Source organism: Butyricimonas hominis (assembly GCF_014287455.1).
GTDB classification, from domain to species: Bacteria; Bacteroidota; Bacteroidia; order Bacteroidales; family Marinifilaceae; genus Butyricimonas; species Butyricimonas muris.
This window is the reverse complement of record NZ_JACOOH010000001.1, coordinates 358,850-373,105: the sequence shown is the minus strand read 5'-3', so window position 1 is coordinate 373,105 and position 14,256 is coordinate 358,850. Positions and strand designations below refer to the sequence as shown.

Annotated in this window: 12 protein-coding genes; all 12 read left to right on the top strand. The window is 48.0% G+C overall.

What is annotated here, in order from left to right:
• The first annotated feature begins 117 nt into the window (after nt 1-117).
• Nucleotides 118-915 carry a leucine-rich repeat domain-containing protein gene (locus H8S64_RS01465; protein WP_186974663.1) on the top strand — a complete coding sequence of 266 codons (798 nt, stop codon included), beginning with the start codon at nt 118-120 and terminating at the stop codon, nt 913-915.
• Nucleotides 916-1,138: 223 nt separating this feature from the next.
• Entirely contained in the window at nt 1,139-1,540 is a 402-nt protein-coding gene (locus tag H8S64_RS01460) for a VOC family protein (protein ID WP_186974662.1), read from the top strand.
• Between the two features lie 8 nt (nt 1,541-1,548).
• Entirely contained in the window at nt 1,549-1,908 is a 360-nt protein-coding gene (locus H8S64_RS01455; protein ID WP_186974661.1) for a hypothetical protein, read from the top strand.
• A 146-nt stretch (nt 1,909-2,054) separates the two neighbouring features.
• Complete coding sequence (locus H8S64_RS01450) at nt 2,055-2,654, top strand: TetR/AcrR family transcriptional regulator (RefSeq protein ID WP_186974660.1); 600 nt, start codon at nt 2,055-2,057, stop codon at nt 2,652-2,654.
• Complete coding sequence (locus tag H8S64_RS01445; protein ID WP_186974659.1) at nt 2,651-3,253, top strand: TetR/AcrR family transcriptional regulator; 603 nt, start codon at nt 2,651-2,653, stop codon at nt 3,251-3,253. Before H8S64_RS01450 ends, H8S64_RS01445 begins: the two co-directional genes overlap by 4 nt.
• Nucleotides 3,254-3,328: 75 nt before the next feature.
• Nucleotides 3,329-4,780 (top strand): TolC family protein, encoded by a 1,452-nt coding sequence (locus tag H8S64_RS01440; protein WP_186974658.1) that lies wholly within the window; start codon nt 3,329-3,331, stop codon nt 4,778-4,780.
• 42 nt (nt 4,781-4,822) lie between these two features.
• A complete protein-coding gene (locus tag H8S64_RS01435; protein ID WP_186974657.1) occupies nt 4,823-5,812 on the top strand; it encodes an HlyD family secretion protein in 990 nt (329 codons plus the stop codon).
• Between the two features lie 9 nt (nt 5,813-5,821).
• Nucleotides 5,822-6,994, top strand: a complete 1,173-nt coding sequence (locus H8S64_RS01430) for an ABC transporter permease (RefSeq protein ID WP_186974656.1) — start codon at nt 5,822-5,824, stop codon at nt 6,992-6,994.
• 99 nt (nt 6,995-7,093) lie between these two features.
• Nucleotides 7,094-8,284: an ABC transporter permease gene (locus H8S64_RS01425; protein ID WP_186974655.1), complete on the top strand. Its 1,191-nt coding sequence runs from the start codon at nt 7,094-7,096 to the stop codon at nt 8,282-8,284.
• Between the two features lie 42 nt (nt 8,285-8,326).
• Complete coding sequence (locus tag H8S64_RS01420; RefSeq protein WP_186974654.1) at nt 8,327-9,394, top strand: efflux RND transporter periplasmic adaptor subunit; 1,068 nt, start codon at nt 8,327-8,329, stop codon at nt 9,392-9,394.
• Nucleotides 9,395-9,535: 141 nt separating this feature from the next.
• Nucleotides 9,536-12,667 (top strand): efflux RND transporter permease subunit, encoded by a 3,132-nt coding sequence (locus H8S64_RS01415; protein WP_186974983.1) that lies wholly within the window; start codon nt 9,536-9,538, stop codon nt 12,665-12,667.
• Complete coding sequence (locus tag H8S64_RS01410; RefSeq protein ID WP_099291056.1) at nt 12,664-14,076, top strand: TolC family protein; 1,413 nt, start codon at nt 12,664-12,666, stop codon at nt 14,074-14,076. The genes H8S64_RS01415 and H8S64_RS01410 overlap by 4 nt, the downstream gene beginning before the upstream one ends.
• Nucleotides 14,077-14,256 lie beyond the last annotated feature (180 nt).

The following is a 14,256-nucleotide window of genomic DNA, read 5'->3' as shown; positions in this document are numbered from 1 at the left end:
ACCTTGACAAGCTTAGAATACAGGAACGCGGGAGCCATACGCGACTACCACCCGCGTAAAGGGAGAAGGGTATGACGTTTTGCCCTCTCCCGTTTTTACTAACTTAAATAATGAAGTATGGAACAACAGGAAGAAAAAATCGAGATAGTCGTCAACACGCGAAAAACCAAGGAAATAAGATTTTACGTGTACGCGGACGAGTGTGTCGTGGATTGGGGTGACGGGAGCAGTGAACGTTACGCCACACCCAAGCCGGGTATCGAGGATTCGGATTACTGGCGGACACCTAAAAGACCCTATTGTGAACATTCGTACCGCGGGGTTAATCGCGTGGTCACGGTGACCGTTTCCGCCAAGCAGTTATCGGAATTCATTATCGAGCATATCCCCGTGACAAGTGTCAGGCTTCGGGATTGCGTTCATTTAGGTCATTTTTTTTGTATAGATTGCGGTCTGAGGCAATTGTACCTTGGCGATAGCCCGCGTTTATATTACCTTAAATGTTCTTGTAATAATTTGCGTAAACTGGATTTGTCGGGCTGCCCCGGTTTGATGGGGTTGGAATGTGATTGCAATTACTTGACGGAATTGAATTTGTCCCGTTGTTTCAAGTTGCACACGCTCGCCTGCCGTTTCAACAGGTTGAAAAAATTGCGGGTTGTCGAAGGGGCGGAAAAGATTCATACCGTGAAGTGTTGTTACAATGATTTGTCGGCGAAAGAATTGAACCGGTTGTTCCGGGATGTCACTTGGTTTGTGGATTTCGGCTGCATAGATTACGGTTTGAATCCCGGAGCTAGTGAGGCGAACAGGTTTTGGCTTGATGAGCATTGTTGGCATATCACGAATTGTTACATGGAGAAGAAGACGGAAAGAATATTGCAGGATGCCGGTAAATGCCGTAAGGAGAATTGATGAACTTGGTTTTGTGGAAGTGTTAATCAAGTATGATGTCAGTTTTTTAATTTTGCAGGAGAGGGAAATATAAATCCCGGGTATTGTTGCAAGAAACTTATAAACGCTTATCTTTGTCAGTACATGCTCCTGAAACTTTATTATCGATGACAGAAAAGGAGTGTTCGAAATTTTAAATGTTGAATGTCAAATAGAGTAAACTAATTTCAAGAAACTACATGATATGAAATTTGCAGGGGTAAGATTGTTAGTTAAAGACTACAAGAAATGTTTCAAGTTTTACACGGAAAAACTTGGTTTTGAACCTCTTTGGGGGGACAAGGAGAGTGGTTATGCTTCGTTCAAAGTAGCCGATGGGATAGAAGGGTTTGCTATATTTGTATCTGATGATATGGCTCCGGCGGTGGGTAACGCGGATAAAGAACAGCCCGTGGGATATCGTGAAAAATCAATGGTATCTTTTGAGGTGGAAAACGTGGAGGATGCTTATCGGGCGCTTCTATTGAAAGGAATCGAATTTGTCAATCAGCCGACCGATATGCCTGAGTGGGGAATGAGTGTGGTTCATTTTCGTGACCCGGAGGAAAATTTAATAGAGCTTTATACTCCTCTTCATGCTAAATAGGGTTATTGTTGGATTATAGAGATAAGGCGATACATTGTGTCAAGGATACGGTATTGCCAATGCAAAGAAAGCAATTTGAAGAATGTGGCTGTTGTTTAGACGAACAGTATAAACGATACGGGAATACGGAATGGCTTTTCGCGGAAATAATTGAAGAAGGACACGTTTATGAAATTGGTTACCCGGCGTGTGTTTGTCTGGAAGTGGTAAGCGGAAAAATAAAAGACGTGTCACATTGCGAATGTTCACGCCAGAGTGTATTGTATATTATCGGAAATTCGTTGCCCGATAAAAATATCAGTGTGGAAATAATTGAAACCGTTTTGGGGGGTGCGGAAAAATGTCGTTTTAAGGTAACCGTGGAGTAAGACCGGATTAGATTGACACGCCCCAAAAAAGAGTTCTTCTCTTTTAAGTTGCTATATCCCGTTGGTAACACTTTTTGTACTTTTAACGTACTACAGTTATCTTTCAATTTTTATCTTTATCTTTGCAAAGAGTAACAAATAGTTTTATGGCTGAACTTCGGGATGAAATAGTGAAAAAATCGTTACTCCAGTTTTTGAACCGGGGGTATAAAGGTACGTCTTTGAAAGATTTGGAGCAGGCGACAGGGTTGACGAAGGGGGCGTTTTATTATTATTTCAAGGATAAGAAGGAGATGCTGGAGGCCGGAATCGAACGTTATTTCAGTATCACGCGGGAGGAGAGTGACGAGGATGCGGAGCGGGTGGCGACGTTGCGGGAGTATATTGATTTGGTAATCCGGAACAAGGAGGAAGGTGCCGATTTGGCGCAGAAGTTTTTCGGGTGTTTCATTCTGGAAGTGTTGTTTTTTCAGCTTGTGCTGGAGGTGGCGCCGTTGTTTCCCGCTTTCAGGGAACGGATTTACACGTTGTCGAAAACTCGTTTGACACACTGGGAGCGCGTGATTCTGAAAGCGAAGCAAAAGGGGGAGATTCGGGAAACGCTGGATACTTCGGTGTTGGCGCGTAACTTGATGTCGGTGTCGAGCAGTATGTTGAATATTGAATTTGAGGAGCCGAATTTGCAGTATGTCTTTTCCGATATGCGGATGCAGTTCGAGCAATATTATATGTTGATAAAAAAATGAACGGAACGAGGGATACCATTATCGAGACCGCTTTCCTGTTGTTCCTCAAGAAGGGATACAAGGCGGTTACTCTCACGGATTTGGAAAGAGCCGTGGGGATGACGAGAGGTACTTTTTATTATCATTTTCTGAACAAGGAGGAGGTATTGAAGGAAGGTGTCACGAGGTATTACCGGATGTTGAATTGCCGGAGGGCGGAGGAGATTGGGCGTGTGCATTCCTTGAGGGAGTTTATTGATTTGACGATACATAATTTGCTGGAGATAGAGAATTACGGGGCAAAGCGGTTTGATAGCGATATCCCGGAGATTTTGTGCCTGTCGTTGATGGTGGAGGTGATTTCGCTTTACCCGGAGTTCAAACAGATGGTGAGTAACACGAAAAGCTCGTGGATGTCGAAGTTGGAAGGGGTGATTCTGGAGGCGAAGAAAAATAAAGAGATACGGGATGACGTGGATACGTCTATTTTGGCAAAGAATTTGCTGAATATCAGCATTGGCTTGATTCATTACGTGGTCATGCATCAAGATATAGCTTACGCTTTGTCGTCCGTGCGTTACCAGTACGAGCAGCTTTATTCGCTCGTGAAAGTGGGGTGAGATTTTTATAAAAGAACATACCGAAAAGTATAAAAACAGAGAGGATTGAAAAAGGAAAATAAAAACGATAAGGTGATGAAAAAGTTTACAGTATGTAAATTAGGAATCGGTTGGAGTGTTGTTTTTCTGTGCTTTACATTGGCAGCGAACGCGCAGCAAGTGTTAAGTTTGGAGGATTGCCGACGCTTGGCGGTGGAGAATAACAAAAAACTGAAAATTGCAGACGAGGAGGTGAAAGCGAGTGAAGCACAAAAGGCCGAGGCTTTCACGAAATATTTGCCCGGCATTGATGCTATGGGGGTGTACCTGCGTAACCAGAAAGAGATTAATCTTTTGTCGGAAGACGCGCATTTGCCCGTGGGGACTATCGGGTCGGACGGGAAGTTCACGTTTCGTCCGGATCAGTTGATGGTCGGGGCGGACGGAAAACCGGTTATGGTGAACGGGCAGTACGTGCCGAAGGATTACGCCCTTCTGCCGAAGGAGGCGATGTCCGTGGATGCCCGTAACTTGGGAATCGTGCAGGTGGGGTTGACGCAGCCGGTGTACATGGGCGGAAAGATTAGGGCGTATAACCAGATAGCGGGGTTGTCCGAGCAATTGGCGAAAAGCAAGCGTGCGCAGGAGATGCAGAACGTGATTCTGGCGACCGACGAGGCGTACTGGCAGATTATATCGCTGGTTAACCGGAAAAAGTTAGCGGACAAGTACGTGCAGACGTTGCAGAAGTTCGTGAACGATGTTGAATTGATGCACACGACGGGAGTGGCGACGAAAGCGGACGTGCTTTCGGTGCGGGTGAAGTTGAACGAGGGGGAGATGGTGCAGACGAAGGTGGATAACGGGTTGAGTTTGTCCCGGATGTTGTTGAACCAGATTTGCGGTTTGCCGACGGATACCATCGTGGCGTTGCAAGAGGAAATGACCGAAACGGAAGTGGAAATGGTGCCGGAGGAATCTCTCGAACAGGTGTATAGCCGCCGTCCGGAAGTGGCGAGCCTGCAATTTGCCTCGGATATATACAAGAAAAAGGAAAAGATCGTGCTTGCAGAGTATTTGCCGACGGTGGCACTGACGGCAAATTACTTAAGTAGTACGCCTTCTTTTTATGACGGGGTGCGTAGTAAGTTCGAGGGAATGTGGAGCGTGGGAGTGGGAATAAAAGCACCGCTCTTCCATTGGGGGGCTTCCCGCAAGAGCCTGCGGAACGCGAAAGCACAGACCAATGTTATGAATTACAAGTTGGAGGAAGCGAAGGAACAGATCGAGTTGCAGGTGAATCAAGCGGAGTTTAAGATGAAGGAGGTCGCGAAGAAGTTGAAAATGGCGGAGAAGAATCTGGAACGCGCGGAGGAGAATCTGAAGTTCGCCAACCTTGGCTTCAAAGAGGGTACGATTCCCGTGTTGAACGTGCTGGAAGCACAGACGGCATGGCTGACGGCTAATTCCGAATGGATAGACACGAGGATTGAGGCAAGGTTGTGTAAGGTTTATTTGGAAAAAGCGTATGGAATTTTGGATTTATGATTTTAGATTTTTGATTGAGAGATTATAATATATAAGGAAGTTATGAAAGAGGAAAAAAAGGTTAGCGGGAAGGTATTGATGTTCACGGGGATTGTGATTATCGTATTTTTAGTGGCTATTTTTGGATTTATATTCTGGGAGCCGGTGCCGGAGGTGATACAAGGGGAAGCGGAGGCGACGGAAGTTCGGATTTCCGGTAAGGTGCCGGGGAGAATCGAGAAGTTTCTGGTGGACGAGGGCGACCGGGTGAAGAAGGGGGACACGGTGGCGATTCTGGATAGTCCGGAGGTGTTGGCGAAGTTGAGTCAGGCACAGGCGGCGGAGGATGCAGCCCAAGCGATGAGTAATAAGGCTCAGAAAGGTGCCCGGGAGGAGCAAAAAGCGATGGCTTATCAAACTTGGAAGAAAGCACAGGCGGCTCTTGAGGTTGCCCGGAAATCGTATGAACGGGTGCAAAAGTTGTACGAGGGTGAGGTGATGTCCGCCCAGAAACGGGATGAGGCGGAAGCTAATTATAAAGCTATGCTGGCAACCGAACAGGCGGCTAAAGCCCAGTACGAAATGGCTAGAAACGGGGCGGAGAAAGAAGATAAAATGGCTGCCGAGGCTCAGGTAAACCGGGCGAAAGGGGCAGTCGAGGAGGTGAGTTCCTATATCAAGGAAACTTTTTTGGTATCCCCGATTGACGGGGAGATTTCGGAACGCTACCCGAAAGTGGGTGAGTTGGTCGGAACGGGTTCTCCGGTGATGAACGTGTTGGATTTGGAGGATATGTGGGTGGTGTTTAACGTGCGGGAGGATTTGCTCGGAGATTTGAAGATGGGTGCCGAGTTCACGGGTTATATTCCGGCGTTGGGGGATAAAGAGGTTCGTTTGAAAGTGACTTATTTGAAGAATATGGGAACTTATGCCGCTTGGCGGGCGACGAAGACAACCGGACAGTATGACGCAAAGACCTTTGAGGTGAAGGCGGTGCCGATGGAGAAGGTGGAAGGGCTGAGGCCGGGGATGAGCGTTTTAAAAAAAATTTAAAATTGAACTATGCGTGAAAATATAAAGGCGGTGGGGGCGCTGATGAAGCGGGAGATTCGGATGCTGGCAGGGCATCGGATTTACTGGTTCGTGATGGTTTTTGCCCCGCTGTTTTGTTTTTTGTTTTTCATGGATTTGTTGAAGGACGGATTGCCGAAGAAGTTGCCCGTGGCGGTCGTGGATGAGGATAACACGACGACTTCACGTTCGTTGGTGCGTTCGCTGAATGCTTTTGCCCAGACGGATGTGGTGATGCGGTCGGCGAATTTCAGTGAGGCGAGGGAGGCTTTGCAACGGGGGGATGTGTACGGGATATTTTATATCCCGGCGAACTTCCGGCGGGATGCCTCGACGGGGAGCGAACCCGTGTTGTCGTTCTACACGAATGATACCTACTTTTTGGCGGGTTCGCTGCTCTACAAGGATATGCGTATGCAGGCGAATCTGGCGAACGGGGCGGTGCAACAAACTTTATTGTTGGCACGAGGGGAGAATCAACCCGTGTTGACGGCGAAGTTGATGCCGGTGGTGTTGGATACCCACCCGTTGAATAACCCGTGGTTGAGTTACGCCATTTATCTGGCGAATTTCCTGTTGCCCGCGTTCCTGTGTATGTTCGTGATGTTTACCACGGTGTATAGTATCAGCGAGGAGATTAAGCAGAGGACTTCGAGGGAGTGGTTGAGTGTCGGGAACAACTCGATTGTCGTGGCGTTGTTGGGTAAATTGCTCCCGCAGGCGATTATTTTCACGATTATGGGTATGTTGTATCTGTCTATCCTGTACGGTTACGCTCATTTCCCGTTGAATAGCGGTTACTTCCCGATGTTTCTGGCGATGGTGTTGATGATTCTTTCGGCGCAGTGTTTCGCGTTGTTCGTGACGGGGATTAGTCGGCGCAGTCGGATAGCATTGAGTGTATGTGCCTTGTGGGGAGTGTTGTCATTCTCTATTTGCGGTTTCACGTATCCGGTACGTTCGATGCCGGAATTGGCGCAGATCGGTTCTAACCTTTTCCAGATGCGTCACTATTTTTTGATTTACGTGGATCAAGCTTTGAATGGTATACCGATGATCTATTCATGGCAGAATTACGCGGCATTGGTAGTGTTCCTGTTTTTGCCCCTGTTTATCCTGCCGAAATTGAAGTTGGATTTGTTGGAGTTTAAATATATGCCGTAAGCCGCTCCGCGGCTTACGGGTTGCAGGTTACAGGTTGCATTTGCCTGCGGTAAGTTGCAGGTTGAAATCTAAAATCATAAATCATAAATCTAAAATGGAATGATGATTTTTTGGACAGATATATATTACGTTTTCAAACGGGAGTTTTACTCGATTTTTCGGGATCATGCCGTGTTGACGTTTTTTGTGGCGTTGACGTTGGGTTACCCGATCGTGTACACGTTCATTTATAGTAACGAGATCGCACGGGAGGTGCCTGTTGCCGTGGTCGATCATTCGAAGTCGGCGGCGAGTCGGGAGTTTATCCGGAACTGGGACGCGACGGCAAGCGTGGATGTCGTGGCACGTTGTGCGGATATGGAAGAGGCGAAGATTTTGATGTATAAAAAAGATATTTACGGGGTTCTGGAGATACCGGAGGATTTTAGCAAGAATATAGCTCTCGGGGAGCAGGCGCACGTGTCGCTGTTCTGTGATATGGGGGCTTTGTTGAATTACAAGGCTTTGCTTATGGCGGCAACGGATGTGGCTTTGCAAATGAGTAAGGATATCCAGATACGGGGTATGGAGTATGCCACGAAGATAACGGAAGAGATTAAAGCGTCGCCCGTGAAGATTCAGGATGTGAAGTTGTTTAATCCGCAGGGTGGTTTTACTTCTTTCCTGATTCCGGCGGTATTGATTCTGGTGATTCAACAATCTTTGTTGCTGGGAGTGGGAACGATTGCCGGGACGGAACGGGACAGGCGTCGCAAAAGAAGCCAGTTGCCCGTGGGATGTCATTTCTGTCGTCCCGCGCGGGTAGTGTTGGGTAAGGCGTTCGCTTATCTCCCAGTTTATTTTGTCATGGGGTATTGGGTATTTTTTATCGTGCCCCGTTTGTTTGGGATGACACAGATCGGGGAACGGGGGGAATTGATGTTGTTTTTGTTCCCGTTCTTGTTGGCGTGTGTCTTTTTCGCGATCGCGATGTCATTCTTGAGCCGGGAACGGGAAATGCCGTTTCTGATATTTGTATTCACGTCGGTACCGTTGATGTTTATTTCGGGGATCTCGTGGCCGAAGTCGGCTATCCCGGAGTATTGGGTATGGTTCGGCAAGTTGTTTCCCTCGTCGTTCGGGATAGACGGTTTCGTGAAAATTAATAACACGGGTGCCACCTTGTCAGAGGTATTGCCGGAGTTCTGGGGATTGTGGATTTTAGTGGCGGTTTATTTTATTGTGGCATGTTTGTTGTATAAAATAGAGTATAGAAAGCTAAAAAATAAAAAAGATTTAGTGGTTTCGTAACCGGGACAGAAAGATACTGAATCTGAATGTTTAAATGAAAAGATGATGAAAGGTGTTGTGCTTCCCCTGCTGGGGATCGTTTTATTGTTGTGTGCTTGCGGGAATAATAAGTCCGGGCAAGAGCGTACGAGAGCAACGGTGAAAGCCGATACGGTGAGAGATTACCGGGGAGAATTGTCTGTTGTTTATCCGGGGAAGGTTAAGGCTGCCTCGGAGGTGAAATTGTCATTTCGGGTAGCGGGTCCTATAAAAAACGTGTTCCCGGAGGTGGGGGCATTCGTGAAAAAAGGTCAGTTGCTTGCGCGGATAGACCCTCGGGATTACGAGATACAGTTGTCGGCGACCGAGGCGGAGTATAAGCAGGTGAAGGAGGAAGCCGGGCGGGTGATGGAACTGTACCGGCGGGGAAGTGTTCCCGTGAATGACTATGACAAGGCGGTGTCGGGAATCAACCAGATTACGGCGAAGTATAACGCGCATAAAAACGCGTTGGAGGATACGCGTCTGACGGCTCCTTTTGACGGGTATGTACAGCATAAATATTATGACGCGCATGAAACGGTAGCGGCGGGTTATCCGGTAGTGTCGATGATTAACAGTAATTATTTTGACGTGGAGATTGATATTCCGTCAAGTGATTTTGTACGGCAGGATCAGTTTAAGGAGTTTTTTTGCACGATAGATGTATTTCCGGGAAAGGAGTTTCCTCTTGAATTGATAGAAATCACGAGAAAGGCTAATTTGAATCAGCTTTACCGGATGCGGTTGCGTCTGAAGCCGGTGGAGGGGTTGGATATTGCTGCCGGAATGAGCGTGAACGTGACGATAAGTTATAATCCTAACATGGATGCACTGGTGATTATGCCGTTGTCCGCGATCTTCGAGGATAACGGACAGGCTTCCGTGTGGGTGTATAATCCGGGGAAACAGGCCGTGGAGAAACGTCCCGTGCTGTTGAAGAAGTTATTGAGGACGGGTGAAGTGATCGTTTCCGAGGGATTGGTTCCCGGTGAGATTGTCGTTTCGGCAGGTGTGCATAGTTTGAAGGAGGGGATGCAGGTGGAGTTGTTGAAGCCGGTATCGAAGACGAACGTGGGGGGACTGCTTTAATTTTAGATTTTAAATTTTAGATTTAAGATTCGGCAGCTATGCTGCCGTGAACAAAGCGTCCCGCGGTGCCCATTGACCTTATAAACTTTATGGACTTTATAAACTTTATGAACTTTAAACGTTGCGAAGCAACAAAATATGATGAATCTCGCGGAATATGCATTGAATAATAAGGCGCTGGTGAAGTTTTTTATCGCCGTGCTGGTGATTGGGGGTATTTTTGCTTTTATCTCGATGAGTAAGCTGGAAGACCCGGAAATCAAGGTGAAACAAGCTATGGTGGTGACGGTTTACCCGGGGGCTTCGGCGCATCAGGTGGAATTGGAAGTGACGGACGTGTTGGAAAAATCCATCCGTTCGATGGGGGCTATCGGTAGTATAGAGTCGAAGTCGATGGCTGATTTGTCGATGATTACGGTGGAGTTGGAGAGTACCGTGGGACCGGATGAGTTGGAACAGAAATGGGATATTTTGCGCCGCAAGGTTACTAATGCGCAGGCGCAATTGCCGGATGGGGCACGGGCTTCCGTGGTGATGGACGATTTCGGTGACGTGTACGGGATGTTTTACGCGATTACGACGGACGGTATCGGTGACGAGGAATTGTTGGACTATGCCCAACTGGTGAAACGTGAATTGCAGGAAGTGGAAGGTGTGCGTCGGGTGGAGATTTACGGGAACCGGACGGCGTGTATCAATATAGAGATTTTGCAGGATAGAATGGCAAATCTCGGAGTGCATCCGATGGAGGTGCTTGCCACGTTGAATAACCAGAACAAGACGGTGTATCCCGGTTATTTTAACAGCGGGGATCAGCGTTTGCGGGTGGCGGTCAATGATAGTTATCATTCGGTAGAGGATATAAAGAATCTGATTATACAGGGACACGAGGACGATCAGTTGCGCTTGCGGGATATTGCCAGCGTGACGGAAGGATACGAGGAACCTTCCCGCAACGAGATGCGCTATGACGGGAAACGGGCTTTCGGGCTTGCCGTGTCCATGGAGAAAGGCGGGAATATCGTGAGTCTGGGAAAGAAGGTGGATCGGGAACTGGAACAACTGAAAGAATCGAGGATTCCCACGGGTGTTGAGTTTCACAAGGTGTTTTTTCAGCCGGACAGGGTGAATGACGCGATAAGCGTGTTTATGGTTAACCTGATCGAGTCGGTGGTTATCGTGATTCTGGTGCTGATGCTGACGATGGGATTCCGGAGCGGTGTGATTATCGGTACCGGGTTGGTGATTATCGTGCTAGGTTCTTTCGTGGTGCTTTATTTGTTTGACGGGACGTTGCAACGGGTGTCGTTGGGTTCTTTGATCGTGGCGATGGGGATGCTGGTGGATAATGCAATCGTGATTGTAGACGGTATCCTTGTCGATCTGGAACGGGGGGTGAAGCGTCCGGCGGCGTTGACGAATATAGCGAAGAAGACGGCAATGCCTTTGTTGGGAGCCACGTTGATAGCGATACTGGCGTTTTTCCCGATATTTATATCCCCGGATACGACGGGGGAATACGTGCGGGATTTGTTTATCGTGCTGGCGGTGTCGTTGTTGTTGAGTTGGGTGCTGGCATTGACGCATATACCGATTCACGCGGATCATTCTTTGAAGGTAAAAGCCAAGAAGAGCGGAGAGCAGTTGTATGACAGTAAGATATATCGTTTGTTCCGGCAATTCCTTTCTTTTATGCTTTGGCACAAGTCGATGGCTATCGGGGTGGTTGTGGTGTTGCTGGCGATCACGGCTTTCCTGTACCGGTATATCCCGCAAGGATTTTTCCCGGATTTGAGTTACACGCAGTTATATATAGAATTCAAGATGCCGGAGGGCACGAGAGTGGAGCGGGTGGAATCCGATTTGGCGGAGGTCGAGGACTATTTGATGAACCGCCCCGAGGTGACACACGTGACGACGAGTATCGGGGGTACTCCTGCCCGCTACAATCTGGTACGGTCTATTGCCGAACCGTCGATGAGTTACGGGGAGTTGATCGTGGATTACACAACCCCGGAGGCGTTGAAAGAAACGATGGAGGAGATACAGGATTATCTCACGGCGAATTATCCGGACGCTTACGTGCGGATGAAGCGGTATAACCTGATGTACAAGAAATACCCGATAGAGTTGATGTTCACGGGACCTGATCCGGCGGTGTTGAAGGAGTTGACGGAGAAGGCGGAGCAGATCATGCGGGATGAACCCGCGGTGATGCTGGTGACGAATGATTGGGAGCCGATGACGCCGACTCTGATGGTGAATTATTACCAGCCTATTGCCCGAGCGATTGGTCTTTCCCGTTCGGACGTGGGACTTTCCATGCTTTCCGCCACGGATGGAATGCCTATCGGCTCGTATTACGAGGGGGTGCATGCCAAACCGATTTATCTGAAGAGTCTGGATAGTAAGGGCGAGAAGGTGGAAGCCTTGGATAATATTCCCGTGTGGAGTATGTTGCCCTCGACTGCCGCTTTGAATGAAGAAACGCTGAAAGGTTTGTTGATGGGGACGACTTCGGGAGAAGATTTGTTGTCACAGACGATCGGTTCGATTCCGTTGAATCAAGCTACGCGGGGAATCACGATGAAGTGGGAAGATCCCGTGGTGCGTCGCTATAACGGGCAGCGTGCTTTGCGGGCGCAATGTAATAATGCCCCCGGGTATACAGCCGAGAGTGCCCGGAAGCTATTGCTGTCGAAAATCGACACGATAGCGTTGCCGGAAGGTTATGCCATGCAATGGTTGGGAGAACATAAGGCGAGCGGGGATTCCATGCGTTACTTGTTTGCCAATATCCCGCTGGCGGTAATTTTGATGATCGCTATATTGATCATGTTATTCAAGGATTTCAAGAAACCCGTCATTATATTCTGTTGTTTGCCTTTGGCGGCAATCGGTATCGTTTTGGGAATGTTGATCAGTGGCAAGGAATTTGGTTTCGTGGCGATAGTCGGGGCGTTGGGGTTGATCGGTATGATGATTAAGAACGGGGTGGTGCTGTTGGATGAGATCGGGTTGCAAATTGCTTCCGGGAAGGATCAGACACAGGCATTGCTCGATTCGTCTTCTTCTCGTTTCCGTCCGGTGATGATGGCGTCGTTGACCACGATTCTGGGAATGGTACCGTTGCTGGGTGATGATATGTTCGGCTCGATGGCGGTGACGATTATGGGCGGTTTGTTGGTGGGGACGGTGATCACGCTGGTGTTTATCCCCGTGTTGTATGCCGTATTTTTCAAGGATAAAAAAGTAACAGGTAAAGAGTTATGAGATACGCGTTAGTAATATTGTTGTCGGTTGCCTGTAGTTCGGTTTTCGGACAGGTACATCTGGATTTGAAGAAATGCCGGGAAATGGCATTGGAGAGCAGCAAGAAAATGGCTATTGCCGTGAAGCAAGAGGAAAAGGCGGAAGCGGACAAGAAGTCATATCGAGCCAATTTCTTGCCTAAAATCTCGGCGACGGGCTTGTATGCTTACATGCAGAAAAAGACTTCGTTCACGATTGACGGGGGGTATTTGCCGACATTTGTGCCTCAATTGGACGGGACGTTGAAGCCGAATTATTTGTTGAACCCGTTGACGAACGAGCCGTTGATTGGACCGGACGGGAACCCGATATTTAATCAATACGCTTTTATGCCGGATATTGATTTGGAATTAGGCTTGCGGGGGGCGTATTCGGCGGGAGTGATGTTGGAACAACCCGTTTACATGGGTGGAAAGGTACGTTCTGCTTATCGTATGGCTTCTATCGGTAAAGAAATGGCAGAGATTAATAAAGAGTACAGTCGGGCGGAAGTGATTACCGAGGCGGACGAGGCGTACTGGCAATATTTGCGGGTGGTGGAGTTGGTGGCTTCCGCCGGGAAATATAAATTGGTGGTATCCGAGCTGGTGCGCAACCTGACGGATGCTTTTGAAACGGGGATGGCTTCCCGTAACGATTTGCTGAAAGCACAGGTGCGTCTGAATGAGGCGGAGTTAATGTTGCAAAAGGCGGAGAACGGGAGAGCTTTGTCGGGTATGAATCTTTGTCGGGTGATAGGCATAGATCTTCATTCCGCGTTGCTGGTGAATGATTCTTTGCAGGAGAACGTGACGCCGGGGGTATTGGACAGCAATGAAGGGGTGGAAGGACGCCCGGAATATAATTTGTTGGAAAAAGAGGTCGAGTTGAAGAGCAGGGAGGTTGCCTTGACACGTTCCGATTTCCTGCCTGAATTAGGGGTATCCGCATCATACGGGTATCACGGGGGTATCTCGTTAAACGGGAAGTCCACGGATGTTTCTTCTTTTTCCGCGATAGCGTCATTGAAGATTCCTATATACAATTGGGGTGAAGGAAGAGGTAAAATCAAGGCGATGAAGGCAGAAGAGGAGATGAGCCGATTGAAAAAAGAGGAGATGACTCAATTGATGTTGCTGGAAATAGCCCGTGCCCGTTATAATATCGAGGATGCCCGAACGAGGGTGACTCTGACTCGCAAGTCTTTGAGTCAAGCGGAAGAAAACCTGACCGTGAGCAAAAACCAGTACGAGGTGGGAATGGAAACGATTACCAATTATCTGGAAGCACAAGCCCAATGGCAGAAGGCGTGGAGCGATTGGATCGATGCCAAGGCCGAATTGAGATTGAGTGAAACGAAATATCTGAAGGCGACGGGAAGACTGAACTGATTTTGGATTGAATGATTCCGTGATTCGGTGATTGCTGACAGCCGTGTAAGGGGAAAGTAACGTGTGATCATGCAAGAAGAGTACATCGTGATTTATGAAGAAAGATGCTCATTTACTTGCAATTGTATTTTATTCTTCCTATCATTGTGAAAACGTGCGCGAAGCCCTTGACTAATAAGA

What these genes read in the sequence shown, in the direction of transcription:
- H8S64_RS01435 (WP_186974657.1), top strand. Translation starts at nt 4,823, where the DNA reads ATGAAAGAGGAAAAAAAGGTTAGCGGGAAGGTATTGATGTTCACGGGG.
- H8S64_RS01410 (WP_099291056.1), top strand. Translation starts at nt 12,664, where the DNA reads ATGAGATACGCGTTAGTAATATTGTTGTCGGTTGCCTGTAGTTCGGTT.
- H8S64_RS01465 (WP_186974663.1), top strand. Translation starts at nt 118, where the DNA reads ATGGAACAACAGGAAGAAAAAATCGAGATAGTCGTCAACACGCGAAAA.
- H8S64_RS01420 (WP_186974654.1), top strand. Translation starts at nt 8,327, where the DNA reads ATGATGAAAGGTGTTGTGCTTCCCCTGCTGGGGATCGTTTTATTGTTG.
- H8S64_RS01415 (WP_186974983.1), top strand. Translation starts at nt 9,536, where the DNA reads ATGAATCTCGCGGAATATGCATTGAATAATAAGGCGCTGGTGAAGTTT.
- H8S64_RS01450 (WP_186974660.1), top strand. Translation starts at nt 2,055, where the DNA reads ATGGCTGAACTTCGGGATGAAATAGTGAAAAAATCGTTACTCCAGTTT.
- H8S64_RS01430 (WP_186974656.1), top strand. Translation starts at nt 5,822, where the DNA reads ATGCGTGAAAATATAAAGGCGGTGGGGGCGCTGATGAAGCGGGAGATT.
- H8S64_RS01440 (WP_186974658.1), top strand. Translation starts at nt 3,329, where the DNA reads ATGAAAAAGTTTACAGTATGTAAATTAGGAATCGGTTGGAGTGTTGTT.
- H8S64_RS01460 (WP_186974662.1), top strand. Translation starts at nt 1,139, where the DNA reads ATGAAATTTGCAGGGGTAAGATTGTTAGTTAAAGACTACAAGAAATGT.
- H8S64_RS01445 (WP_186974659.1), top strand. Translation starts at nt 2,651, where the DNA reads ATGAACGGAACGAGGGATACCATTATCGAGACCGCTTTCCTGTTGTTC.
- H8S64_RS01425 (WP_186974655.1), top strand. Translation starts at nt 7,094, where the DNA reads ATGATGATTTTTTGGACAGATATATATTACGTTTTCAAACGGGAGTTT.